This is a genomic window from Streptomyces sp. NPDC005805, assembly GCF_040630445.1.
Lineage (GTDB): Bacteria > Actinomycetota > Actinomycetes > Streptomycetales > Streptomycetaceae > Streptomyces.
Map to the genome: position 1 here is coordinate 94,570 of NZ_JBEXXN010000019.1, position 25,021 is coordinate 119,590.

The following is a 25,021-nucleotide window of genomic DNA, read 5'->3' on the forward strand; positions in this document are numbered from 1 at the left end:
GCTTCGCTGGCGGCACCAAGCGGTCACAAGCGCTTTCCCCCGGTTCAGACCCGACCCGACCCCTGGAGTGTCCGGTGAACCTCTCGCGCCGCGCAGTGCTGTACGGACTGGGTGCCGCCGTCCCCGCCGCGGCGCTGCCCGCCGGTCCGGCCCGGGCCGGGGGTATCCCGCACCCGGCCGAAGACGTCGCGCACCGGACCGGGGACGTCCCGCACCGGACCGTGGGCACGGACGCCGGGCCCGCCGACCGGGCCGCGCTGATCGCCAACGCCCTCGCCCTCTTCGCGGGCACCCCCGCGTCCAACGCCCGCCCGGAGACCGCCGCCCGGCTCGCCGCCGTCGAGGCCACCGCCCGCGCCCGGCTGGCCGCGCTGGACGGCGCCGGGCCGGGCGAGTTGTTCCGGGGCCTGCCGCTGGGGACCTCCGACACCAACCTCTCGCGCTCCTTCCAGTACCTGTACGAGATCGCCCTCGCCACCCGCACCCCGGGCCCTGCCCCCTCGGAGCTGCGCGGCTCCCGGCCCGTGCAGCGGCGGGTGGCGGACGGCCTCGCCCGGCTCCACGAGACCTGGTACGGCGACCAGTCGGCGGGCTACTACGGCAACTGGTTCACCTGGGAGATCGGCATCTCCTCCCACCTCAGCCGGACCCTGGTCCTGCTCCGCGAGGAACTCGCCGCCGACCGGCCCGGTCTCGCCGCCGCCTGCCTCGCCTCGATGGACGCGTATCTGCGCAACGGCAGGGACGGCGACGTCGACCTCGACTCCCGGTTCCACACCGGCGCCAACCTCGCCGACATCACCGCCAACCGGATCCTCCAGGGCGCGGCGGCCGATGACCACGCGCGGATCGCCAAGGCGGTCGCGGACCAGCTGACGGTGTACGCGACGATCGACCCGTACGCGCTGCGGCACGGGGTGACCGACGGCTTCTACGCGGACGGCTCCTTCGTGCAGCACGCCTCCGTCGCGTACACCGGCTCGTACGGGAAGAACCTGCTGACGCGCGCGGTGCAGGCGCTGCGGGTCCTCGACGGCACCGTGTACTCCCCCGGCCCGGACCCGGCGCGGTCGGTGCTGCGGTGGGTGCGGGAGGGCTTCGCGCCGGTGGTCTTCGAGGGCTGGATGCTGGAGACCGTGAAGGGGCGGGGGGTGTCCCGCACCACGAGCGGGTACGCCGACACGGCCGCCGTGGTGGAGGCAGTGACCGACCTCTCCGCCCTGGTGGCGCCCGAGGACGCGGCGGCCCTGACCGGCTGGGTCAAGCACGTCCGCGCCACCACGCACACGCCCCCGGACCCGGCCGCGTTCGTCTCCCCGGTGAGCATCGCACGGTACGCGGACCTGCTGGCCTCCCCCGTGCCCGCCGCGGACCTCCTCCCGGCCGCCCACCACGCCGCGTTCAACGCGATGGAGCGCACCGTCCACCGGCGGCCGGGCTGGGCCTTCGCGCTGGCCCGCAGCTCGGAGCGGATCAGCAAGTACGAGTACATGAACGGCGAGAACCTGATGCCCTGGTTCCAGGGCGACGGGGCGCACCAGCTGTATCTCGCGGGGCAGGACCAGTCGGCGGCCTTCGGCGCCGGCCACTGCGCCGTCGTGGAGCCGCACCGCCTGGCGGGCACGACCGCCCCGGCCGAGGTCCGCCGCACGGTCCCGGAGCTGTACGGCGGGCTCTGGTACGAGAACCCGGCGGCGGGCTTCACCGCCTCGTCCGAGGCGCAGAACGCGTACGTCTACTTCCCGCGCGGCACCACCGCGCACTCCGGTGGCGCCCGGCTCGGCGCGTACGGCGCGGCGGCCCTGGTGCTCAGCGACGACGCGGCCCGGGCGGCCGCCGACGCCGGGAAGCTGCCGGACGACTTCACCACCCACCGGGCCGCCCGGGGCACCACGTCGTGGTTCCTGCTCGACGAGGAGGTCGTGGTCCTCGCGGCGGGCGTCGGGGACCCGGCGGGCCGGGCGGTCACCACCACGCTGGACACCCGGGTCTCGGACCCGGCGGCGGAGGTGGCGGTCAGCGGCGGGCTGCGGGACGGGGGCCCCTGGCACTTCGGCGGCCCGCGTGGGGGCGGGGCACCCGCCTGGGTGCTCTGGTCGGATGTCACGGCGGGGGCGGCGGTCGGCTACGTCCTGCTGTCCGGGCCGCCGCCGGCGGTCTCGCTGGAGACGGTCACCCGTTCCCTGCGCCGGGTCCGGCTGTCCAACCCGGACACCCCCGTCACCCGGCGGGTGTTCACCCTCTCCCTCGACCGGCCGCCGGGCGCCCCGCCGCTGTCGACCGCGTACGCCCTGGTCCCGGGCGCCACACCCCGCCGGCTGCGCGCCTACGCCGAGGGACCGCTACGGGTCCTGGCCAACTCCACACGGACGCAGGCCCTCTGGCACGACCGGCTCGCCCTGCTGGGGGTCAACACCTTCACGGCGGGTCCGCACCGGGTCCGCGCCCCTGGCACGGCCGGGCCCGGTCTCACGGTCGACGGCCCGGCCTCGGTCCTGGTGCGGCGCACCCCGGACGGACGGCTCTCGCTCGCCGTCGCGGACCCGACGACCAAGCGCCGCACGGTCCGTCTGGTGCTGCACGGCCGGCCCCTGCGCGCGGTCTCGTCCGACGCGGGCCTGACCGTCCGCCGTATCCCGGGCGGCACCCTGGTCGAGGCGAGGACCCACCGCGTCTACGGCCGCAGCCTGACGGTGGTCCTGCGCCCGGACCGCTTCTGACGGGACGGGTCACTGCCGGACCGTTCCGTGCGCGAAGTGGTCCGACCCGTATACGACATCGACCACTTACCAGCCAAAGTTGTCACACGGGTAACTACCGCCCCACCCGTCCGAAGCCCTTGCCCTGGACGATGACACGAGAACAGAAGGCGCACCGCGCCACATTCCGCACCCCTCGGCGAGGGGTGCTTTCCGGCCGGAACAGAAGGCTGCCCTACCGGGCATGACCGCAGGTCACGGACGATGGAGGGGACGGCTGGGGGTCACCGGGCGCGGCTGAGCACACCGCTCACGTTGAGGACCTGGTGGCAGCCCCGCGCGCGTTGGCCGGTCGCAGGCGTGCCCGGCTTCGCACAGGTCACCTCGGCGGTCACGGTCTCGTTCTCGGCGATCCTGATGGGGGTCACCCAGTGATAGTCCTGGTTGCGGAAGGTCTCCAGCGCGATGGTGGTGATCTTCCGTTCGCCGAAGCTGATGGTGAGCACCCCCTCGTCGCCCTGGAAGTTGGCGAGGACGATGTCCGTGACACCGAAGACCATGCCCTCGGGGACCGTGTAGGTCCCGGACTTGGTCTCCCCGGCCGCGCTCTCGACGTCGATGGTCGCCGAGCTCTGCCCGCCGCCGGCGGCATCGCCCGGTCCGGTACCGGGACCCTGCCCCGGACCCGAACCCTCCCCCGTGCCGCCGCCCGGCTGCTGCCCGGACTCACCGCCGGTGCCCGGGCCCCCGGTCCCGCCGCCGTCGCCCGTACCGGGCGCCTCCGCCTCGCCGCCGGGCGTGGGCCTCGGCTGGACGACCTCCTGGGCCGCGTCCTTGGCGGTGCTGCGCACCGCCGGGCGCACCAGCATGAACCAGGCGAGCAGCAGCGCGAGCAGGGCCGCGAGCACGGCGAGCAGCCACTTGGGGAAGACCGGGATCTGGACGAACTCCGCGTCCAGCGGCGTCCGGACCTCGGTCCGCTCCGCCCGCTTCGGGTCCGCCTCCTCGCCGCCCTCGGCGGCGTCGGCGGCCTCCACCGTGAACGGGAAGACCACCGGGTCCCCGAACCACACCGGCTTCCCGGTGCGGACCCGCAGCCCGGCCTCGACCGACTCGCCGGGCGCCAGCTCCGACTCCTCCGGGGTGAACGCGAAGCCCAGCTCCTCGCCCGGCTGACCGGGGACGAGGCGCAGCCTGACGGGCGCGTTCCCCTCGTTGCGCAGGGCCACCCGGTAGCGGGCGCGCAGCCAGCCGCGCCGGCGGCGCGGCTCCAGCGCGGTCCGAAGCTCCCGGAACTCCTCGATGTGCACGGTCGTTTCGGGCACCCGCACGGCGTCGGGGTGCTCGGCCGGCAGCACCCGCACGGCGAGCGGCACCGCACCGGCCCTCACCTGCGGCGAACGCGGCGGGGCCAGGGTGACGGTCACCGTCTCGGAGGTGCCGGGGTAGAGGGAGACCCGCGCCGGCTCCACCGTGGCCCAGGCCGCGCAGTCGCCGACGACCTCCAGGGTGTACGCCTCGACGATGTCCCCGTCGTTGCGGACGGTGAGGCTGGTCGTGGCGGTACCGCCGGGCGCCACCGTCACCTCGGGGAGGTCGGGACTGGTCGCACCGGGGCCGGAGGAGGCTGCTGGAGACGTCACGCCGTCACGCTATGAGCGCCCCGCCGCGACGGGGAGGGTCGGGAGGGCAACGCCCGGGCAGCGGCCGTGCCCAGCGGGGACCGCCAACCCGCCCCGCCAGGAACGCTGTTGCCTTTGTCTCGCCCTCCCGGACCAACCGTACGGCCCCGCCCGCGTCTCTGTACCCGGGGCCGCGCACCGCCCCCGGGCACGGACCGGCCCACCCGGCCGTCCTGCCGCCACCCCCCACGCGACCGCACCACGGAACAGGTAGCCACGACCATGACCTACACCCAAGAGAGCAGCCCGGCTCCCGCCGCCGCGCCCCGGGTGCCCGCGCAGCACCCCGCCAGACCCTGGGCGGGCCGGAGCGACCGCCCCACGCGCGTCACCGTGGCCGTCTACGCCCCCGACCCGATCCTGCACGTCGGTGTCGTCCAGCAACTGCGCCACCGCCCCGAGGTCGACCTCCTCGCCGAGGCGGACGCGGACCGGGCGCAGGTCTCCCTCGTGGTGGTGGACGCGGTGGACGACGAGACGGAGGCCCTGCTCTACCGGCTGCGCCACAACTCCACCACCCGCACCGGCCTGGTGGTCGGCACCTTCGAGTCCGGGGACGCCCTCCAGCGGGCCATCGAGTGCGGGGTGGCCGCGGTGCTGCGCCGCTCCGAGGCGGACCAGGACCAGCTGCTGCACCTGGTCCTGGCGACCGCGAACGGCGAGGGCGTCCTCCCCGGCGACCTGCTCGCCAAGCTGCTCTCGCACGTCGGCAGCCTCCAGCGCTCCGCCCTCGACCCGCGCTCGCTCTCCCTGTCCACGCTGACCACACGGGAGGCGGACATGCTGCGGCTGGTCTCGGAGGGCCTGGACACGGCGGAGATCGCCCGCCGGACCGCGTACTCGGAACGGACCGTCAAGAACGTGCTGCACGAGGTCATCACCCGGCTGCAACTGCGCAACCGGGCGCACGCGGTGGCGTACGCGCTGCGCAACGGGCTGATCTGACAGACCTGTTGGGCGCGGTGCCGGGGCCGCGCCCGGCCCGCCCGTCCCCGGGCACTGCCCGAACGGCCACCGGCCGCTTCCCCCGGCACCGGCTCCGCCGCCCTGCCGGACCGGGAGCGCCGGGGAGCAGGGTGGCGGGGGCACATCCAGATGCTGCACCAGACTGTGAGGTGGACCGTTGATGGGCACCGGTGGCTCCGGCGGGCGGCAGCGCCGCCCGGGGAGACTCGGCATGTCGCTCCTGCTGCTGATCCCGCTGCTCGGGGTCACGGCGGCCGCCGGCCCGGACGAGGCCCGGCCGCGCGCCGAGGCCGCGGCCGACGCCGCCGACGCCCCGGGCACCCGGATCGCCTTCGCGGGCACCCGGCACCGCAGCCTCGGCCGGGTCGCCACCGACACCTCCAGCACCCCGCTGTTCGGCGCGGGCCCGGCGCACGCCGACGTCCACCCGTCCGCCCTCGGGGACCTGCTGGTCTTCGCGAGCCGGCGCGACGAGCCGGCCCCGCAGGTCTATCTGCGCTCCGCCGACGGCTCGGTGCTGCGCCTGACCAGCGGCCGGGACGCGGCCCACCCCCGGCTGACCCCGGACCGGCGGGCGGTCGTCTTCGACTCGGCCGAGCCCCGGCCGGGCGGCGGCACCCAGCGCGACCTGTGGCTGGTGCGCACCGACGGCACCGGACTGACCCGGCTGACCGACACCCCGGCGAACGAGGAGCACCCGACCCTCTCCCCGGACGGCCGGCGGATCGCCTTCTCCGGCGACGGCGACCCGGCCGCCGGATACCAGCTCTACGTCCGCGATCTGACGGGTGGTCCGGTCACCCGGCTCACCGACCCGAGCAACGGCCCGGCCACCGAGCCCGCCTGGAACCCGGTCGACGACGCCGAGAACCGGGAGTGGATCGCCTACACCGCCACCGGCGCGGACGGAGTGCGCCGGCTGCGGGTCACCAACGGCAGCTCCGACGAGCCGCTGCTCGCCGGGGCGCAGGCCAACTGGACCACCCACAAGGCGTCCTGGCTGCCGGACGGCGACCGGGTGCTGTTCCTCAGCCCGGACGTCACCTGCGACTGCGAGGGCGACTGGGACCATGTCTTCAAGGTCGCGGCGCACTCGGAGGCGACGCCCGAGGTGATCCTCAGCGAGGACCGGGAGGTCGGCTCCCCGACCTGGCTCGGCCCGCTCGACGGCGGCGGCGTCGTGGTCGACCGCACCAGCGCCGACGGCCCGCACACGGTCACCCTCCAGGACGTCCGCGCCGACGGGGCCGACCCGCGCGACCTGGGCCTGACGATCCTGAAGGAGGACCCGGCCGCCGACACCAACACGGACCCCGCGCAGGACCCGCTGTTCCGGCCCGCCGCCGGCTCCGACCCGTGGACCGAGCGGCAGACCTACACCCCGGACGGCCGCCGGATCGTGGTCACCCGCTTCGAGGGCACCACCGAGGACCGCGTCCAGCGCATCTGGATCGCGGACGCCGACGGCGCGAACGCGGCCCCGCTGCCGCTCGCCGGGCGCGGCCCCCGCGACTGGGACACCGACCCGACCTTCTCCCCCGACGGCACCCGGATCGCCTTCACCCGGACCTCCCCCGGCGGCACCGGCGACGCGGCCGGCCCCGGCCGCATCCTGATCGCCGACGCCGCCACCGGCGCGATCCGCGGTGAGATCACCCCGCCGCCGGGCCAGGGACAGGGCGGCGACGCCCAGCCCACCTGGTCCTCCGACGGCACCCTGCTGGCCTTCACCCGCAACCACGTCATCGGCGGGAACGGCGGCAACAAGCACATCTGGACCGTCCCCGTGGACGAGCTGGACCGGCAGCGCGACCTCAGCGCCACCCTCTGCCCCGGCGCCTGCGAGGTCATCGACGACAGCCCGGCCTTCTCCCCGGACGGCACCCGGATCGCCTTCAACCGCAAGAGCGGCGGCGGCCGGATCGACGAGCGCACCGGCATCCTGATCGCCGCCGCCACCGGCGACGACTGCCGGGTGCTGCTGCCCGACGCGGCCCGCGACCTGCCGGGCGCCTGCCGCCGGGAGCTGCCGGACACCACGGTCACCGGCCCGTTCCAGCCCCGGGACGCCGCCTGGACCGCCGACGGGCAGTCCCTGGTGCTCAGCTCCCGCGCCGCCCAGCCCGTCAACAGCCCCGAGAAACTGCACCTGGTGGACGTGGCGAGCGGCGCCCGCACCCCGCTGACCGCCGCCCTGCCCGGGCGTCAGAAGGAACCCGCCGTCCAGCAGTCCGTGGACCTCACCGTCACCGCGCCGGACACCGGCCCGGAGACCGTCGTCGGCCGCACCGGACGGGTCCGGGTGGACGTCCACAACCGCGGCCCCGCCGCCTCCCCCGGCACCCGGCTGACCGTCGCGCCGCCGCCCGGCGCCCGCGTCACCGGCATCACCCGGCCCGGCGGCAGCTGCGAGGCCGAGACCCTGACCTGCGACCTCGGCGTGGTGCCGCCCGGCGCCACGGTGCCCGTGACCGTCACCCTCACCGGGGTGACGCCCGGCGACCACCCGGTCGACTGGTCGGTCACCGGCAGCGTCCTGGACCCCCGGCCGGGCGACAACACCGACCGGACCACGATCCCGGTGCGCGAGGCCCCCGTCCCGCCGGAGCCCTCGCCGGACCCGCCCACCGACCCGCCCACGACCCCGCCGGCCCCGCCGGTCGATCCGCCGACCGTCCCGCCCACCACGCCACCGGCGCCCCCGGCCCCGCCGGAGCCGCCCGCCCCGGTGGCCGGTCCCGGGGTCACCGTGACCGCCGCGCCCGAGCCCGGGTACGTCGGCGGCCGGGTCGTGGTCACCTACACCGTCCGCAACGGCCGAAACGCGCTCGCCACCGGGCTGCGGCTGCGCATCGGCCTGCCCGCCGGCGTCCCCCACAACGGGCCGCCGCCCGGCTGCGACCGCGCCTTCCTCTGCGCGCTGCCGGACCTGGCGCCGGGCGGACGCGCCGTCGTCCAGGTCGTCCTCAGCCCGGACCGGGCCCTGACCTCCCGGGTCACCGGTGAACTCACCACCACCGGGACGGACGCCGACCGGAGCGACAACCGGGCCCAGCGGCGGCTGCGCGTCCTCCAGCCGCGGATCGTCGCGGTGCCCCCGATCGGCAAGCCGGGCTTCGTGACCTCCGTGCGCGGCAAGGACTTCCCGCCGGGTGTGCCGGTGCGGTTCCGCTGGAAGCCGGGCATCACCGCCGCCGCGGCCCCGACCGTCCCCGGCCCGGACGGCACCTTCATCGGCCAGCTGCTGATCCTGCCCAAGGACCAGACCGGGCCCCGGACCATCACCGCGCGCGGTCCCGGGTTCTCCCCCGTCGAGACCGACTTCCTGGTGGTCAGCGGCACGATCCAGCCGCCCGACGAGGTGGTCCGCCGGTGATCCACGAGGTCGACGAGGCGCTGCGCGGGCTGATCGGCGAAGCGGGTCTGGAGGCGTCCGGCGTCGAGGTGGTCTTCGACGCGCCCACCCGCGACTGGGCCGCCCGGCGCAGCGCCCCCACGGTGTGCGTCTTCCTGTACGACATCCGCGAGGACTCCACCCGGCGGGCCAGCGGCGCCGGGGAGGTGTACGACGCGGACGGGCACCTGGTGGCGCGGCGCGGCCCGGCCCGGTGGTTCGAGCTGACCTACCTGGTCACGGCCTGGGCGAGCCGCCCGCAGGACGAGCACCGGCTGCTCTCCCAGGTGCTGGGCACCCTGATCGCCGTGGACGCGCTGCCCGGCCGGCTGCTCACCGGCACCCTCGCCGAACTCGGCCTGACCGTGGGCCTGGACGCGGGCGGCACGGGTCTGGACGCGCCCGCCGCCTCCGACGTCTGGTCGGCGCTCGGCGGAGAGCTCAAGCCCTCCCTCGGGGTCCGGGTCCGGGCCCCGCTGGCGGGCATCACCGCCGCCGTCGCCCCGCCGGTCACCGACGGGCTGGTGGTGCGGTCCGCCGCCGCCCCGACCCGGCCGGAGGAGGCACCCGGGGGGCGCCGGCTGCGGTACGCGGCCGTGGCGGACCCGGGCCCGGAGGGCTTCTCCGGCGAACGCGAGCGACGGGCGGCGCCGGCGCGCCGCCGGCGGGGGGAGCGGCAGCCGTGACGCACACCGTGGAGACGGCGGAGGCGGCGGAGGCGGCGCGGCCCGCCGCCGGGGCCGCGGCGGCGGGCCGGGCCGCGCCCGCCGACAACGCGGACCGGGCGGGCCGCGCCCACGGCTCGGGTTCCCCCGACCGGGCCGGGGCGGGCGAGCCTGCGGCGACCGCCGAGCGGACCGGGCCGGGTGAGCCTGCCGACCGGACCGCAGCAGACGGCAGCGACGACCCCCACCCCGCCGAGCGGATGGTGCCGGGCGAGCCTGCGGCGACCGCCGAGCGGACCGGGCCGGGAGTGGCGGCGGGGTCGGCCGCCGACCAGGCCACGGCGGGTCACGCCGACAACTCCGGCCCGACCGGGCCGGGCGGCCGCGCCGCGGCGGGCGGCACCGACCGGACCGGGGCCCCGGAGCCGGGCGGCGGCCGGGCCGCAGCGGAGTGCGCCCACAGCACCGGCCCCGCCGGGCCCGGAGAGACGGCGGAGCCGTCCGCCGGGCCCGGAGAGGCGGTGGCGGACGGGGGTGCCGGACGCCCCGGCTCCGCCAGGGACTTGTGGCGGCGGCTGCTGCTCGTCGAGGAGCGGGTGCGTGCCGCCGTCGAGGCGCGGCGGGCCGGGGACCCCGACCCGGAGGACCCCTACCGGGGCCAGTACCTCACCCCCGAGGCCGTCGCCCGGATCCTGGACGAGCCGGGTGGGCTCGGCCTGCCCGGGGGCCCGTCTCCGGCCCCGCCGCCCGGTTCGGTCCTCGGCGGACTGGCCACCGGGTTCGGGCTCTCCGCGCTCGACCTCGATCTGCTGCTGGTCGCGCTCGCGCCGGACCTGGACCCGCGCTTCGAGCGGCTCTACGGCTACCTCAACGACGACCTGACCCGCCGCCGTCCCACGGTCGGGCTCGCCCTGGAACTGTGCGGGCTCGCCGGGGCGTCGGCCGCGCGGTTCCGGCTGGCCCCCGACGCGCCCCTGGTCGCCGGGGGTCTGCTGGAGGTCACCGAGCCCGAACGGCCCCCGCTCTCCCGGGTCCTGGCCGTCCCCGACCGTGTCACCGCGCACCTCCTCGGCCACCACGCGCCGGACCCGCTGCTCGCCCGGGTGCTGGCCGAGGCGTACGAGGACCCGGCCGCCGACCCGGCCGCGCTGGACCTCGCCGCCGCGGCGGCCGGGACCGGTACCGGTCATGTGCATCTGCGTTCCCGGGGCGGCGACGCGGCGGGCCTCGCCGTGGGCGCGCTGCGCGCCCGGGGTCTGCGTCCCCTCGTCCTGGACGCCCTCGCGCTCGCCCGGCACACCGCCGAACTGCCGTGCCTCGCACGGATGGTGGCCCGCGAGGCCCGTCTCACCGGCGCCGGGGTGGTCCTCGGACCGCTGGAGGCCCTGCCCGAGAAGCCGTCCGAACGGGACCAGGCGCTGCGCACCCTGTGCGCGGCCCTGCGCGGCGTCCCCCTCCTCACCCACGGCACGCACGGCTGGGAGCCCGCCTGGGCCGCCGACACCCCCGCGACCCTGACCGTGGCCGCGCCCACCCCCGCGCAGCAGGCCACCCGCTGGCGCCACGCCCTGGCCCGCGCGGCCGGGCAGACCGGCACCGACGCCGGCCCCGGCACCGCCCCGGACACCGACGCCCTGGTCCATGCCGTCGCCGCCCACCGCCTGGACTCCGCGCAGTTGCGCCGGGCCGCCGGTGCCGCCGTGCGCGGCGCGGCCCTGGACGGCCGCCCGGTCGGCCCGGACGACCTGCGGGCCGCCGTCCGCGCCCAGAACGGCGCCGGGCTCGCCCGCCTCGCCCGCCGCGTGGAGCCCACCGTCGGCTGGGACGACCTGGTCCTGCCGCCGCCCACCCGCCGCCGCCTGCGCGAACTCGCCCTGCGTGCCCGGCACCGCGAACAGGTCCTCGGCCAGTGGGGCATGCGGCCCGGCGGCGGGCGCGGACGCGGGGTCATCGCCCTGTTCGCGGGCGCCTCGGGCACCGGGAAGACCATGTCCGCCGAGGTGGTCGCCGCCGACCTGGGCATGGACCTGTACGTGGTGGACCTGTCCACCGTCGTCGACAAGTACATCGGCGAGACCGAGAAGAACCTGGAGCGGATCTTCACCGAGGCCTCGGCGGTCAACGCGGTCCTCCTCTTCGACGAGGCCGACGCGATCTTCGGCAAGCGCTCGGAGGTGAAGGACGCCCACGACCGGCACGCCAACATCGAGTCCGCGTACCTGCTCCAGCGGATGGAGTCCTTCGACGGCATCGCCGTCCTGACCACCAATCTGCGGGCCAACCTGGACGAGGCGTTCACCCGCCGCCTGGACGTGGTCGCGGACTTCCCCGTGCCCGACGCCGAGCAGCGCCTCGCCCTGTGGGAGCGCTGTCTCGGCGACCGGCTGCCCCGGGACGCCGACCTGGACCTCGGCTTCTGCGCGGACCGCTTCGAACTCGTGGGCGGCTCGATCCGCGCGTGCGCGGTCACCGCCGCCTATCTGGCCGCCGAGTCCGGCACCCCGCTGACCATGCGCCGGCTGGTCACGGCGGTCGCCCAGGAGTACCGCAAACTCGGCCGCCTGGTCCTGGAGTCGGAGTTCCGCCCGTATCTGGCGGACGTCGCCGAGACCTGACGCACCCGTCGCACCGGCCCCGACGGCCGGGCGCCCTGCCCCGGGCGGCCCGGCGAGGGCGTCCGGACGGGCAGCCCGCCTGCCCCCCGGCGGGACCGTCGGCCCCTGCCGCCCGCGACCGGCCCCGGACAGCCTGGAACCGGACCTGGTGCAGCGTGGAGCACGGTGCACGGAGAACGCGAAGGAGCGAGCATGCCGACGTACCTCACCCCGGGCGTCTACGTGGAGGAGGTGCAGTCCGGTGCCCGTCCCATCGAAGGGGTCGGCACCGCCGTCGCCGCGTTCGTCGGATTCGCCGAGAGCGGGCCGTTCCACACGCCGACGCTGGTCACCAACTGGGACCAGTACACCCAGCAGTTCGGCGGCTTCACCGAGGGCGCCTATCTGCCCCACGCCGTCTACGGCTACTTCTCCAACGGCGGCGGCGCCGCGTACGTCGTCCGCATCGGCGGCTCGGACCGGGACACCTCGGCCCCCGCCGGCGCCGCGCCCGCCACTCGGCAGGACCGGGCGGCGGAGCCGGTGGAGCTGGGCGGCTTCCTGGTGTCCGCGCTGCCGGGCGTGACCGGGGTCTCCGTGGAGGTCACCGACGCGGGCGGCGAGAACCCGCCCGAGGACCGCTTCAAGGTGCTGGTCCGCCGGGGCGACCAGGTCGCCGAGACCTACGAGGCGTCCACCCGCAAGAACGTGAAGGGCTACCTGGTCACCCAGGCCCGCTCCTCCAAGCTGATCGCGGTCGCCGAGAAGACGGACCGGCCCGAGAAGGCCGACGCCGGCCACACCCGCCCCGCGAACGGTGCCGTGTCCCTGCCCGACGCCCCCGCCTCCCCGGCGCGCGGCGGCTCGGCCGACGTGGCCCGGCTCGACCCGGCCGAGTACGTGGGCGACGCGGGGGCCCGGACCGGGTTCGCCGGCCTGGAGACCATCGACGAGATCACCATGGTCGCCGTGCCGGACCTGATGAGCGCCTACCAGCGCGGCGACATCGACGCCGAGGGCGTGCGCACGGTGCAGCTCGCGGTCATCTCGCACTGCGAGCAGATGGGCGACCGGGTCGCCGTCCTGGACACCCCGCCCGGTCTCAACGCCCAGCAGGTGCGCACCTGGCGCAACGACGAGGCGGGCTACGACTCCCGCTACGCGACCCTCTACTACCCGTGGATCCGGGTCTTCGACCCGGCGGCCGGCCGGAACTCCACCGTCCCGCCGAGCGGTCACATCGCCGGTCTGTGGGCGCGCAGCGACGCCGAGCGGGGTGTGCACAAGGCCCCCGCCAACGAGGTGATCCGCGGCGCGGTCGACCTGGAGCTGCGGCTCAGCAAGGGCGAGCAGGACCTGCTGAACCCGATCGGGGTCAACTGCGTCCGGGCCTTCCCCGGCCGGGGCATCCGCGTCTGGGGCGCCCGCACCCTCTCCTCCGACCCGGCCTGGCGCTACCTGAACGTGCGCCGGCTCTTCAACTACCTGGAGGAGTCCATCCTCCTGGGCACCCAGTGGGTGGTCTTCGAGCCGAACGACGACCGGCTCTGGTCGAGCATCCGGCGCAACGTCACCGCCTTCCTCACCGAGGAGTGGCGCCGGGGCGCGCTGTTCGGCCGCACGGCGGCGGAGGCGTTCTACGTCAAGTGCGACCGGGACAACAACCCGCAGGAGTCGATCGACCAGGGCCGCGTGGTCTGCGAGATCGGCGTCTCCCCCGTCAAGCCGGCCGAGTTCGTGGTGTTCCGGCTGGCCCAGTTCTCCGACAGCACCAGCCTCGTCGACGAGTGACCGCCGCCCGGCCGAACGACGGCACGGGAGAACCGGCAACCCACCAGGAAAGGTGACAGGAAGTCATGGCAGAGGGCGATGCTCTTTCCACTCATATCTTCGGCGTGCAGCTCGGCGGTTACCTGGTCGAATCGATCCAGGAGATCAGCGGGCTGACCGTCGAGGAGGAGGTCGTCGAGGTCCGTCAGGTCAGCGCCGACGGCAAGCAGATCATCCGCAAGCAGCCGGGCGCCCGGCAGGCCGGCGAGATCACGATCACCCGGGGACTCGACCAGAGCAGCGAGTTCACCACGTGGATCAAGGAGACGCTGAACAACGGCGCGGTCGACACCGCGCGGCAGAACCTCACCATCGAGATCAAGGACTCCACCGGTGAGACCGTCCGCCGCATCCAGCTGATGCAGGGCTGGGCCTCCAAGTGGGAGGGCCCGTCGCTCAAGGCGGGCGAGTCCTCGGCGGCGACGGAGACGGTGACGATCGTGTTCGAGGAGATCGTCGTCGAATGAGGCGCCGTACGGTCAAGGCCGGCAGCCTGGAGGAGATCCTCCAGGCGACGGCGCCCGCCGCGGGCGGGGAGCCGGCCGCGGCCCCCGCTCCCGCCGCCGCGCCCGCCCCGGCGGGCCGGCCCGCCGCCCAGGACCACGGTCTGCGCACGGAGTTCGAGTTCGAGCTGCCGCGCGGCTATGTGGACGAGGCGGGCACGGTGCACCGGCACGGCGCGATGCGGCTGGCCACGGCACGGGACGAGCTGCGGCCCCAGATCGACCTGCGGGTCAAGGAGAACCCCGCGTATCTGAGCGTGGTGCTGCTCAGCCAGGTGATCACCCGGATCGGGACGGTCACCGATGTGCACGCGGGGATCGTGGAGCGGATGTACGCGACCGACGTCGCCTTCCTCCAGGACTTCTACCGGCGCGTCAACAGCGAGGGCCACACCCGCGCGGCTGTGACGTGCCCCCACTGCGAGGGCGGTTTCGAGGTCGACCTCTCGGGTGGGCGCCTGGGGGAATCGTGACGTACGCCCTCCCCCGGCTGCGGGAGGAGATCGCGTACATCGCCTACCACTTCCACTGGCAGCGCGAGGAGATCCTCGATCTGACCCACGGCGAACGGCAGCAGTGGGTGGCGGAGATCGCACGTATCAACACGCGGGTGAACGAAGGGGGGTGAGGGCATGGGCTGGCGGGACAGACTGCGCGGGCGGACGGGTTCGCCGTCGGCGCCTTCGCCTTCGGCGTCCTCCGGGACCGTGGGTGCCGCTGACGCGGGGTCCGTTGGCGCGGGGTCCGGCGACCCGGTGGCTCCGGCGACCGGTCCGGCCGTGCCCGGGGGCTGGGACGGCGGCTGGCGCCGTACCGGCGCACCCCAACTCACCGTGTCGCGCGCGCCGATGGGCGTCAGCGACGGCCTGACCTTCCGCGCGGGCCTGGCGGCCTGGCGCGACCCCTCCCTCGGAGCGGGCGCCGGGCTCGGCCACGCCGTGCTGTCCGACGCGCCGACCGGGCTGGTGCACGGCGTCGCCCACACCCCGACCGCCGCCCGGCCGACCATGAGCGGTGGCGGACCCCTGCTGCTCCGGGCGCTGCGTCCGGAGGGCGACGCGGATGTGGACGCGGACGCGGGGGCGGCGACGGGCCCGAAGCGGCCCCTCGCGCGTTCCCGTCCGCAGGCACGGTCCGGGGGCGGCGGGCGGACGGGGAACGCGCCCGGGGTGGCGTCCCCCACGTCGTCCGGCGCGACGGCGCGGAGGGCGTCCCACAAGCCGGCGTCCGGGGACGAGTCCGGGTCCGAGTCCGGGTCCGGGTCCGGGTCCGGGTCCGGGTCCGGGTCCGGGTCCGGGAAGGCGAGTGGGACGGAGTCCCGGAAGGCACCCCGAAAGGCACCCCGGAAGGAGTCGCGGGCCGCGTCCCGCGAGGAGTCACGGAAGGGGTCCGGCAGGTCGGCGGGGGAGTCCGGCGGGTCGGCCGGGCGGGAGTCCCGGAAGGCGCGGCGGGCGTCCCGCCGGGCGGCGCGGCAGGAGGCGCGGGGCACCGCGACCGGCGCGGGGCAACGCGCCGCGTCGGCACCGGCGGAGCCCAGCGGTCCGGCACCGGTGCAGCGCGCCGTCCCGGCCCCGGGGGTACCGGCCACGACGCCGGTCACGCCGGCGGTTCCGGGCCAGGGACCGGGCGCGTCGGTCGCGATGCCGACCGCAGCCGGGCGTCCGGCCCGGGCCCAGGGGCCGGGACCGGTGGTGGGGCGTGCGGCACCCGGCGGCCCGACGCCCGCGCCCTCTTCGGCATCCAACTCGCCTACACAGCAATCCCCTTCGTCATCGTCGGCGTCACACTCGCCGACGCCACCCGCCGATCGTCGCGGTGGCTCCCCCGGCACCGGACCGGGTCCCGTGGTGGCCCGCGCTCTCGCCGCCCCGGCCGGCCCGGCGGCAGGCCGTGCCGCGGACGCCGTCCGCCCCGGCCCGTCCTCCCCGTCCCGCGAGGAGCCCCCGACCCGTGGCCTCACCGCCGCGACGGGCTCCCCCGCCGTCCTCGGGACGACCGGCTCGCCCGGGCCCGTGGGCGCGGGCGCGGCGGTGGTCCCGTCCGACACCGGCCGGGCCCGCCCCTCGCACCCGGAGATCCCGTTGGTGCGCCGCGTCGCCGTGGTCCCGGACACGCTCGCCGCCCGCACGACGGCACCGAACCCGACGAACCCCAGCCGCCCGCAAGGCGGTTCCGCTTCGCCCTCCCGGCCCTCCGTGCAGCGCGCCGCCTCCGGCTCCCCTTCCCCTTCCCCTTCCCCTTCCCCTTCCCCTTCCGGCTCCGGCTCCGGCTCCGGCTCCGGCTCCGCGTCTACGAGCGGTACCCGGCCGGCCGTTCAGGCCGCCGACGCTCCCCGGGCGGCCGTACGGCCCCGGCCCGTGGGGCCCGCGCTGACCGTCGCCCGGGTTCCGGCGCGCGCGGCCCGCCGTGTCCACGCCGTACACCCGCCGGCTCCCGCCCCCGTCGCCCCGAAGGCGACCCGGGCCCCGGCCGCGTCCCGGCCCGCCGACACCCCGGCCCCGGTCCAGCGCACGGCCGCCGCCCCGACCCTCGGCGCGCCCCTCGCCGAACTCCCGCCGACTGCTGTCCCGTTGAGTACGCAGCCCAGCCCGGCCGTACCCCCGGCCCAGGCACCGGCCGCCCCCGGTCTGCCCGTCGTCCAGCAGCCGACCGAGCCCGCTCCTGCCAGCGCGCCCGCACCCGCACCCGTCCAGCGGGCCACGCCCGACCGGCCCCGCAAGGACCGGGCCGGGGAACGCGTACGCGGCGGGCTGGGCGCGCCCCTGGCCGCGCTGCCGCCGAGCGCCACCCTGCCCGCGTCGCCCGGTGCGCGGACCCCGGGGCCGCCGCCCGCACCGCTCGTCCAGCGGCGCACCCCGCCGCAGGAGCCGCGCCCCGCGCCCACCACCGACGCCCCGCGCCCCGGGACCGCGACCACCCCGACCACTCCGACCGCCCCGAAGCGTCCCGCGCGCACCACCACCGGCCCGGTCCCCCTCGTCGTCGCCCGGTCCGTGACCACCCCGGGCGGGGCCAACGCCTCCACCACCAAGCCGACTTCATCCCCACCCACCACCCCACCCCGCACCACCCGCCTGCTGTCCGCCCGCCCGCTGACGCTCAGCACCCCGGCCGCCGCCACCGGCCCCGCGTCCGCGAACGCGGCGGGCCCTGGTGCCACGCGCCCCCGCCCGGCGGGTCCGCCCGTGGTCCCGGTCCGCTGGCCCGGCGACCCGGCGGCGCCGCAGCAGCGGGCAGCCGCCCCCGACCGCCCCGGACCCGTCACCCGGACCCCGGCGGCGGCCGCACCCGCGTCCCGGCCGGTCCAGCGCGCGGCGACCGCACCGGCCCCCGTCGTCCGCCCGGCGCACCCGAACCCCGGGTACGCCTCCCCGGTCGGCGCGGCCCGGCCGGCGGGCGGGCTGCCGGTCTCCTCCCCGCAGGCCCCGCCGCTCGTCGAGCGCTTCCCCGCGCCGCCGTCGGCGCACCCGGTCCCGGCCCCGGTCCCCGTCGTCCAGCCCCGCGCCACCCCGGCCACCCCGGCCACGCCGACGCCCGCCCCCGCCGAAGTCCCGGTCCAGCGCCGGCCGAACGCCAAGGGCGCCACCGCCCCCGCCGGAGGCACCACCCCGCACAAGGGCCCGACGCCCAAGGGCGCGAAGCGCACCGACACCACCACCCCCGGCCCCGCCGCGACGACCGAAGCCGAGCTGGAGGACCTCGCGCGCCGCCTCCTCGACCCGGTCGCCCGGCTGCTGCGCACCGAGCTGCGGCGCGGCCGGGACCGCACGGGCCGCCCCTACGACGGCCGCCGCTGAGCCCGCGCCCTCGGACGCACCCCACGGACCCACGAACCACCGACAGACGGATGACGAAGCCATGACCGACAGCATCTTCGCGACGAGCGTGTACTTCCGGCTCGCGATCGGCGGCAATGACCTGGGCGCCTTCCACACCTGCTCGGGCATGGGTGCCGAGGTCGAGATGGAGAGCTACGCCGAGGGCGGCAACAACGGCTTCACCTGGCAGCTCCCGGGCCGCGTGACCTGGTCCAACATCACCCTCACCCGGCCGGTGACCGCCGACACCGCGAAGATCGGCCGCTGGCTCGACGAGACCCTGCGGCGGGTCGAGCCCAAGGACGGCGAGATCGTGGCGCTGAAGCCGGACCTGACCCGGATCATCAGCTGGCAGGTCTTCGGCATCGTCCCCGTCCGCTGGCAGGGGCCGTCCTTCGACCCCGCCACCTCCCAGGCGGCCGTGGAGACCCTGGAGATCGCCCACGAGGGCCTCCGCCCGAGCTGACGCCCCGCCACTCCCCCGTAACCCGAACCCCGTCACCCCTCAGCCGAACCCCGCACCCACCCGCTCCGGAAGGAGGCCCCGGTATGTCCCCCGCACTGCGCGCCACCCGGGCCAGGGCACAGCTCACCCTCAAGGAGCCGCCCGCCTCCGTGGGCGCCCGGCCCGGCGGGACCGTCGCCCGGCTCCAGCTCCAGTTCAACCCGTCCACGCTGGAGCTGCGCAAGTCCACCGAGTGGCGGCGCTCCCCGTCCCGGATGGCCGGGCAGTCCGCGTTGCCCGAGTTCGTCGGCAGCGGACCGCGCACCCTCAGCATGGACGTCTTCCTGGACGCCACCTCCACCCACGACAACTCCGTGGAGCAGGCGGTCGAGAAGCTGATGCTGGCCTGTGTGCCGACCCCGGCCAGCCTCGGGCGCAAGAAGCCCGCGAGCCCCTGGGTGCGCTTCGAGTGGGGCACCGCCCGGACGACCTCCTTCGACGGGGTGCTCTCCAGCCTCTCCGTCTCGTACACCCTCTTCGACGTGGACGGGAAGCCGCTGCGGGCCACCTGCGCGCTCTCCATCGAGGAGGCGAGCGTCGACCCGCCGGGCCAGAACCCGACCTCCGGCGCGCGCACCGCCCGCAGCACGCACACCGTGGTGGCGGGCGACAGCCTGGCGATGCTCGCCTGGCGGGAGTACGGCGACGCGACGGCCTGGCGGGCCATCGCCGAGGCGAACGGGATCGACGACCCGATGGCCCTGGTCCCCGGCACCGAACTCGTGGTCCCCGGGCTGCCGGGCGCCGGCGCCGAGGAGGACGCGTGACGACGGCGGCGGAACGCGGCGGCCGGTCCTTCGCGGCGGACCCGGTCGTGGAGACCCCGGGCGAACTCCCGCGCGTCTGGGCCGCGCAGCTGGTGAGCTGCGTGGTGGACGAGAACGTGGGCCTGCCCGACGCGGCGGTCCTCACCTACCGCGACCCCGACCACGAGTTCCTGCGCGCGACCGGCATCACCATCGGCACCCCGCTGCGGGTGTCCGTGGTGACCGCGTCCGGGCAGGCGCGCGAGCGGCTGTTCGACGGGGAGGTGACCGCGCTGGAGGTGGACCGGGACCGCACCGGCTCCTTCACCGTGGTGCGCGCCTACTCCAAGGCCCACCGCCTCCAGCGCGGCCGCAAGGTGGTGGCCTTCCGGAACATGACGGCCGCCGCGATCGTCCGCAAGGTGGCGGCCGGGGCCGGGCTGCCCTGCGGCACGGTGGAGGCCGCGCCGGTCACCTACCGGCAGCTCTCCCAGGCCAATGTCTCCGACTGGGAGTTCCTTCAGCAGCTGGCGGCCGAGAGCGGCGCCCGGGTCCGGGTCGACGACCGGGGCGTCCTCCAGTTCACCAAGCCGGTGAAGGCGTCCGGCGCGCCCTCGCCGTCCACCTCCGCGACCCGGAACCCGATGGTGCTGGAGTACGGGCGGAACCTGCTGGCGCTGCGCGCCTCGCTCTCCGCCTCGGACGGGGCGCAGCAGGTCGAGGTGCGCGGCTGGGACGTCACCACCAAGCGGCCGCTGGTGGCCCGGCAGCCCTCGGTGGAGAGCGACACGGTGGTGCCGGGGCTCAGCCCGGCGTTCGCCGCCCGCTTCGGCACCAGGTCGAAGCTGACCGTCGCCGACACCCCGTACCGCACCCAGGCCGAGACCCAGGCGGTCGCGGACGCGACGGCCGCGCAGGTCAGTTCCGCGTTCGGGGAGCTGGAGGCGGTGGCGGAGGGCAATCCGCTGCTGCGCGCGGGGAAGCCGGTCGCCCTCGGCAACGTCGGGCAGGCGTTCTCCGGGAAGTACACGGCGACGGCCGTGCAGCACGTCCTCGAACCGCACGGCGGCTACCGCACCACCCTCTGGGTGAGCGCCAGCCCGGACCGCTCCCTGACCGGGCTGGTCGCGGGCGCGGGCGGCTCCGCAGCGCCGTCCCGGTCGTCGCGGATGCCGGGGCTGGCGATCGGCGTGGTGACCGATGTCCGCGAGACGGGCGGCGCGGAGAGCGGGGGCGTGAAGCTGAAGTTCCCCTGGCTGGACGACACCTATGTCACCGACTGGGTGCGGACCGTGCAGTGGGGCGGCAAGGGCGGCGGCGGGGTGTTCTCCCCGGAGGTCAACGACGAGGTGCTGGTCGGCTTCGAACAGGGCCTGCTGGACAGCCCGTACGTCATCGGCGGCCTCTACAACGGCGTCGACAAGCCCTCGCCGCACGACACACCCCTGGTCGACGGAACCACCGGCCGGGTCAACCGCCGTTCCCTGGTGTCCCGTTCGGGCCATCGCGTGGAACTCCTGGACGCCCGCGCCCCCGGCCCGTCCGGGGTGCGGCTGCGGACCGCCGACGAACGGCTGGAGGTCTTCCTCGACGACCGCCGGGACCGGATCGAGCTGACCGTGTTCGCCAAGGGCCGCCGCCCGCTCAGCTCCGTGGTGCTGGACCGGGACGGCATCACCCTGGACGCCGGCCGGGGGAACGTCAGCGTCTCCGGGCGGAACGTGGACATCCAGGGCCGGGCCGACGTGAAGATCGGCGGCCGGTCGGTGAACGTGACCGGCGCCTCGGGCGTCACCGTCGACGGTGGTCTGCTCGGCGTCCTCAAGGCCAAGCTCATCCGCATCAACTGACCTGTTCCCCGACCACGTTGACCGCCGCCTTCCGAGAGGAGCGCCGCATGCCGGCCGCAGCCCGTACGGGCGACCCCACCAACCACGGCGGGGTGATCGCCACGCCACCGCCCGGTGCCGCCCAGACGGTGGCACGGGTGCTGATCGGCGGGCGCCCCGCCGCCGTCGTCGGCAGCCTGCACACCTGCCCGATGCCGCCGCACGCGGCCCTCGGGCCCGCCAATGTGATCCTGCCGGACCCGACGGCGGCCCTCCGGGGCGCGGTCCTGATCGGCGGGCTGCCCGCCGCCCGGGCCCGCGACAAGACGGCCTGCGGCGCGATGGTCGTCACGGGCGCGCCCAACGTCCTGATCGGCGGTGTCTGATGAGCGAACGGTTCATCGGCCGGGGCTGGGCCTTCCCGCTGCGGGTCGGCCCCACCGGCGGGATCGCCCTGGTCGACCGGGAACGGGAGATCGAGGAGGCCATCCGGCTGGTCCTCGGCACCGCCCCCGGCGAACGCCCGATGCGGCCCGAGTTCGGCTGCGGCATCCACGACTACGTCTTCGCCCCCAACGACGGCGCCACCGCCGGCCGCGTCGCCCAGCAGGTGCGCGAGGCGCTGGAGCGGTGGGAGCCGCGGATCGCCGTGGACGACGTGGTGGTGGCCTTCGACGCCGTCGAGGCCGGAACCCTCTACATCGATGTGCGCTACACGGTGCGCACCACCAACGACCGGCGCAACCTGGTGTTTCCCTTCTACACGATCCCCTCCGACGAGGGGACCGAGGAAGTGCTCGCGGACTGATGGCCCTGCCCTCCCCCAATCTGGACGACCGCCGCTTCCAGCAGCTCGTCGACGAGGCGAAGCGCTATGTGCAGCAGCGCGCGCCCGAGTGGACCGACCACAACGTCTCCGACCCGGGCGTCACCCTGATCGAGACCTTCGCCTATCTGGTGGACCAGCTCCTCTACCGCCTCAACCGGGTGCCGGAGAAGAACTACCTGGCCTTCCTGGACCTGCTGGGCATCCGCCTGTTCCCGCCGGCCGCCGCCTCGGCCGAGGTCGACTTCTGGCTGTCGGCTCCCCAGCCGGAGACCGTCACCCTGCCCGAGGGCACCGAGGTGACCACCGCGCGGGGCGAGTCCGAGGAGGCCGTGGTCTTCGCGACCACCGCCGAACTGGAGATCCTGCCCAGCGAGTTGGTCCGCCTGGTGACCGCGCCGCGCACCGGCGAGCAGACCGACCGGACGGGCGCCCTCGCCGAGGGCCGGGACGTGCCCTGCTTCCAGCCGGCCCCCGAACCCGGGGACGCGCTGTTGTTCGGCCTGCCGACCGCCGTGCCCCGGTGCGTGGTCGCGGTACGCCTGGACAGCCGGGTCGAGGGCGTCGGCGTCGACCCGCGCCAGCCCCCTCTGGTGTGGGAGGCGTGGGACGGCGGGCGCTGGCAGGAGTGCGAGACCGGCGAGGACACCACCGGCGGCCTCAACCGGCCGGGCGAGATCGTCGTGTACGTCCCGGCCGGGCACCGCGCCTCGGTGATCGGCGGGACGCGCGCGGGCTGGCTGCGCTGCCGGGTCACCGAGGCCGAGCCGGGCCAGCCGTTCTACTCGGAGTCCCCGACCGTGCGCGAGGCGGCGGTGTTCACCGTCGGCGGCACCGTGACCGCCGAGCACGCGGAGACCGTCACCGATGTGCCGCTCGGCACCTCGGAGGGCGTCGCGGGCCAGAGCTTCCGGCTCGGCCGGCCGCCCGTCCTCCTCGACGGCTCTCCCCCGCTCGTCCAGGTGTCCTCCGGCGACGGCTGGGAGGACTGGCGGCTCGTGGAGCACTTCGGCCGCTCCGGACCGGACGACCGGCACGTCCGGGTGGACGCCACCACCGGCGAGTTCACCTTCCCGCCCGTGCTGCGCGAACCGGACGGCACCCTGCGCCCCTGCGGCGCGGTGCCGCCCAAAGGCGCCCAGGTGCGGGTGGCCCGGTACCGGACCGGCGGCGGACCGGCGGGCAATGTGGCCCGGGGCGCGATCTCCGTGCTGCGCAGCTCCGTCCCGTACGTCGCCCGGGTCGCCAACCGGGAGGCCGCGCGCGGCGGGGTCGCGGGCGAGAGCGTGGAGAACGCCAAGCTGCGGGCGCCGGACGCGCTGCGGACGCAGGAACGCGCGGTGACCGCCGAGGACTACGAGACCATCAGCCGCCAGGCGGCCCCCTCGATCCGCCGGGTCCGCTGCCTGCCCGCCGCCGAGGACCCCGGCGCGGTCCGGGTCCTGGTGGTCCCGGACGCGGTGCCCGACGACGGCGAACGGCTCCGCTTCGAGCAGCTGATCCCCTCGGACCAGGTCCTGGCCACGATCACCGGACGCCTCGACGAACGGCGCCTGATCGGCACCCGGCTGGTCGTGGAGCCCCCGGTCTACCAGGGCGTCACCGTGGTGGCCCGGCTCGCGGCCCCCGCCGGGGACGCCGACCGGGTCCGGGACGCGGCCCTCGCCGCCCTCTTCCGGCACCTCGACCCGCTGCGCGGCGGCCCCGACGGCACCGGCTGGCCGTTCGGACGCCCGGTGCAGTACGGGGAGGTCTTCGGCGTCCTCCAACGCGCCGCCGGCAACGCCCTGGTGGAGGACATCCGCCTGTTCGCCGCCGACCCGATCACGGGCCGGCGCGGCGCCCCGGTGGACCGCATCGACGTGGGGCCGGGCGCGCTCGTCTTCTCGTACCAGCACCAGGTGGCCGTGACGGCCCGGGAACCGGAGGGACGCGGATGAGCCGGCCGGCCCGCACCGACCGAGGCGCGGGGGTGCGCGGATGAGCCGGGCCGCCGTCCCCGGCCTGCCCAGCCGGCACCCGATCGGCGGTCAACTGCCCGCCCTGTACGCCGAGGACGACTTCGCCCAGCGGTTCACGGCCGGTCTGGACGACGTCCTGGCACCCGTGTTCGCGACCCTGGACAGCCTGCCGTCCTACTTCGACCCGCGCCTCGCGCCGGACGACTTCCTGTCCTGGCTGGCCGGGTGGGTCGGCGCCGCCGACGACCCCCGGTGGCCGGAGGAGCTGCGCCGCGAGGCGGTCCTCCGGGCCGTGGACCTGCACCGGCGACGGGGTACGGCACGCGGTCTGGTGGACGCCCTGCGGCTGGTCCTCGGGGTGGCGGCGCGGGTCACGGGCGACGGCGGGGCGACCTGGTCGCGTACCGCCGGCGCCGAACTGCCCCCCGCGCCTCCGGGCGAGGTCCTGGTCCGGGTGTGGCCCGGCGACTCCGGCCGGCCGGTGGACGCGGAACGGGTGCACGCCCTCGTCCGCGCGCTCTGCCCGGTCCACACCGGCTGCCGGGTGGAGATCCTGCCCGGCCCGCCCTCCGACCACGACGACGGGAGGTGACGTGATGCGCGCGTGTCCCGCGTGCGGGGCGTCCAACGGCTCCGCGGACGACTTCTGCGGCAACTGCGGTGCGTATCTGGGCTGGTCGGACGGCGACCGGCGGGGGGCGGGCGGCTCCGCCGCACCGCCGGAGCCCACGCCCGCGCCTGCGCCTCCGCCCGAACCGGGCCCGGACCGGGTCCCGGCCACGGACACCCACCGTGCGGAGCCGCCGCCCGCGCCCGCCGGTCCGCCACCGGCGGCGGACCCCGCGCCGACTCCGGGTCCGTCGCGGGAATCGGAACCGGAACCCGGGCCGGAACCCGCCTCGGCGTCCGCTCCCGAAGCGCCCGCCGCGCCCCCGGCCCCGCCCCGGCCGCCCCGGCCGACGCGGCCACCCGCGCCGTGCGCCGCCGGGACGCCCGCCGTGCC

At 76.4% G+C, this 25,021-nt stretch carries 18 protein-coding genes; 17 read left to right on the forward strand and 1 reads right to left on the reverse strand.

Annotation, left to right across the window (positions count from 1 at the left end):
- Positions 1-74: 74 nt before the first annotated feature.
- Positions 75-2,720 (forward strand): polysaccharide lyase family 8 super-sandwich domain-containing protein, encoded by a 2,646-nt coding sequence (locus ABZ457_RS13675; protein ID WP_359157343.1) that lies wholly within the window; start codon positions 75-77, stop codon positions 2,718-2,720.
- Between the two features lie 263 nt (positions 2,721-2,983).
- Here ABZ457_RS13675 and ABZ457_RS13680 read toward each other — a convergent pair whose 3' ends face one another.
- Entirely contained in the window at positions 2,984-4,342 is a 1,359-nt protein-coding gene (locus tag ABZ457_RS13680) for a hydrolytic protein (protein WP_359157345.1), read from the reverse strand.
- A 261-nt stretch (positions 4,343-4,603) separates the two neighbouring features.
- Between ABZ457_RS13680 and ABZ457_RS13685 the strand changes: the two genes are divergently transcribed.
- The 16 genes from ABZ457_RS13685 to ABZ457_RS13760 all read left to right on the forward strand — a co-directional run bounded on the left by ABZ457_RS13685 (position 4,604) and on the right by ABZ457_RS13760 (position 24,610).
- Positions 4,604-5,326 (forward strand): response regulator transcription factor, encoded by a 723-nt coding sequence (locus ABZ457_RS13685; protein WP_359157348.1) that lies wholly within the window; start codon positions 4,604-4,606, stop codon positions 5,324-5,326.
- Positions 5,327-5,558: 232 nt separating this feature from the next.
- Positions 5,559-8,723 carry a hypothetical protein gene (locus ABZ457_RS13690; RefSeq protein ID WP_359157350.1) on the forward strand — a complete coding sequence of 1,055 codons (3,165 nt, stop codon included), beginning with the start codon at positions 5,559-5,561 and terminating at the stop codon, positions 8,721-8,723.
- Positions 8,720-9,427, forward strand: coding sequence for a DUF4255 domain-containing protein (locus tag ABZ457_RS13695; protein WP_359157352.1), 708 nt, complete (start codon positions 8,720-8,722; stop codon positions 9,425-9,427). The genes ABZ457_RS13690 and ABZ457_RS13695 overlap by 4 nt, the downstream gene beginning before the upstream one ends.
- Positions 9,424-12,021, forward strand: coding sequence for an AAA family ATPase (locus tag ABZ457_RS13700; RefSeq protein ID WP_359157354.1), 2,598 nt, complete (start codon positions 9,424-9,426; stop codon positions 12,019-12,021). The genes ABZ457_RS13695 and ABZ457_RS13700 overlap by 4 nt, the downstream gene beginning before the upstream one ends.
- Positions 12,022-12,213: 192 nt before the next feature.
- Positions 12,214-13,791, forward strand: coding sequence for a phage tail sheath subtilisin-like domain-containing protein (locus tag ABZ457_RS13705; RefSeq protein ID WP_359157356.1), 1,578 nt, complete (start codon positions 12,214-12,216; stop codon positions 13,789-13,791).
- 65 nt (positions 13,792-13,856) lie between these two features.
- A complete protein-coding gene (locus ABZ457_RS13710) occupies positions 13,857-14,297 on the forward strand; it encodes a phage tail protein (RefSeq protein WP_359157358.1) in 441 nt (146 codons plus the stop codon).
- Positions 14,294-14,806, forward strand: coding sequence for a hypothetical protein (locus ABZ457_RS13715; RefSeq protein ID WP_359157361.1), 513 nt, complete (start codon positions 14,294-14,296; stop codon positions 14,804-14,806). The genes ABZ457_RS13710 and ABZ457_RS13715 overlap by 4 nt, the downstream gene beginning before the upstream one ends.
- Positions 14,803-14,961, forward strand: coding sequence for a DUF6760 family protein (locus tag ABZ457_RS13720; protein ID WP_164992666.1), 159 nt, complete (start codon positions 14,803-14,805; stop codon positions 14,959-14,961). Before ABZ457_RS13715 ends, ABZ457_RS13720 begins: the two co-directional genes overlap by 4 nt.
- Positions 14,962-16,690: 1,729 nt before the next feature.
- Positions 16,691-18,130, forward strand: a complete 1,440-nt coding sequence (locus ABZ457_RS13725; RefSeq protein WP_359157364.1) for a hypothetical protein — start codon at positions 16,691-16,693, stop codon at positions 18,128-18,130.
- Between the two features lie 61 nt (positions 18,131-18,191).
- Positions 18,192-18,617: a phage tail protein gene (locus ABZ457_RS13730; RefSeq protein WP_359157367.1), complete on the forward strand. Its 426-nt coding sequence runs from the start codon at positions 18,192-18,194 to the stop codon at positions 18,615-18,617.
- Positions 18,618-18,700: 83 nt separating this feature from the next.
- The gene (locus ABZ457_RS13735; protein ID WP_359157369.1) at positions 18,701-19,423 is read left to right on the forward strand and encodes a LysM peptidoglycan-binding domain-containing protein; all 723 of its coding nucleotides are present in this window, start codon (positions 18,701-18,703) and stop codon (positions 19,421-19,423) included.
- Positions 19,420-21,252 carry a VgrG-related protein gene (locus tag ABZ457_RS13740; protein ID WP_359157372.1) on the forward strand — a complete coding sequence of 611 codons (1,833 nt, stop codon included), beginning with the start codon at positions 19,420-19,422 and terminating at the stop codon, positions 21,250-21,252. The genes ABZ457_RS13735 and ABZ457_RS13740 overlap by 4 nt, the downstream gene beginning before the upstream one ends.
- A gap of 47 nt (positions 21,253-21,299) precedes the next feature.
- On the forward strand, positions 21,300-21,617 hold the full coding sequence (locus ABZ457_RS13745) for a PAAR domain-containing protein (protein ID WP_359157374.1): 318 nt from the start codon (positions 21,300-21,302) through the stop codon (positions 21,615-21,617).
- Positions 21,617-22,039: a GPW/gp25 family protein gene (locus ABZ457_RS13750; RefSeq protein ID WP_359157377.1), complete on the forward strand. Its 423-nt coding sequence runs from the start codon at positions 21,617-21,619 to the stop codon at positions 22,037-22,039. The genes ABZ457_RS13745 and ABZ457_RS13750 overlap by 1 nt, the downstream gene beginning before the upstream one ends.
- Complete coding sequence (locus ABZ457_RS13755; protein WP_359157380.1) at positions 22,039-23,997, forward strand: putative baseplate assembly protein; 1,959 nt, start codon at positions 22,039-22,041, stop codon at positions 23,995-23,997. Before ABZ457_RS13750 ends, ABZ457_RS13755 begins: the two co-directional genes overlap by 1 nt.
- 40 nt (positions 23,998-24,037) lie before the next feature.
- Entirely contained in the window at positions 24,038-24,610 is a 573-nt protein-coding gene (locus ABZ457_RS13760) for a phage tail protein (RefSeq protein WP_359157382.1), read from the forward strand.
- The last annotated feature ends 411 nt before the right edge of the window (positions 24,611-25,021 follow it).

Excerpts from the sequence above, each read along its gene's own strand:
- ABZ457_RS13685 (WP_359157348.1), top strand. The coding sequence starts at position 4,604 with ATGACCTACACCCAAGAGAGCAGCCCGGCTCCCGCCGCCGCGCCCCGG.
- ABZ457_RS13690 (WP_359157350.1), top strand. The coding sequence starts at position 5,559 with ATGTCGCTCCTGCTGCTGATCCCGCTGCTCGGGGTCACGGCGGCCGCC.
- ABZ457_RS13705 (WP_359157356.1), top strand. The coding sequence starts at position 12,214 with ATGCCGACGTACCTCACCCCGGGCGTCTACGTGGAGGAGGTGCAGTCC.
- ABZ457_RS13710 (WP_359157358.1), top strand. The coding sequence starts at position 13,857 with ATGGCAGAGGGCGATGCTCTTTCCACTCATATCTTCGGCGTGCAGCTC.
- ABZ457_RS13715 (WP_359157361.1), top strand. The coding sequence starts at position 14,294 with ATGAGGCGCCGTACGGTCAAGGCCGGCAGCCTGGAGGAGATCCTCCAG.
- ABZ457_RS13730 (WP_359157367.1), top strand. The coding sequence starts at position 18,192 with ATGACCGACAGCATCTTCGCGACGAGCGTGTACTTCCGGCTCGCGATC.
- ABZ457_RS13735 (WP_359157369.1), top strand. The coding sequence starts at position 18,701 with ATGTCCCCCGCACTGCGCGCCACCCGGGCCAGGGCACAGCTCACCCTC.
- ABZ457_RS13745 (WP_359157374.1), top strand. The coding sequence starts at position 21,300 with ATGCCGGCCGCAGCCCGTACGGGCGACCCCACCAACCACGGCGGGGTG.
- ABZ457_RS13750 (WP_359157377.1), top strand. The coding sequence starts at position 21,617 with ATGAGCGAACGGTTCATCGGCCGGGGCTGGGCCTTCCCGCTGCGGGTC.
- ABZ457_RS13755 (WP_359157380.1), top strand. The coding sequence starts at position 22,039 with ATGGCCCTGCCCTCCCCCAATCTGGACGACCGCCGCTTCCAGCAGCTC.
- ABZ457_RS13760 (WP_359157382.1), top strand. The coding sequence starts at position 24,038 with ATGAGCCGGGCCGCCGTCCCCGGCCTGCCCAGCCGGCACCCGATCGGC.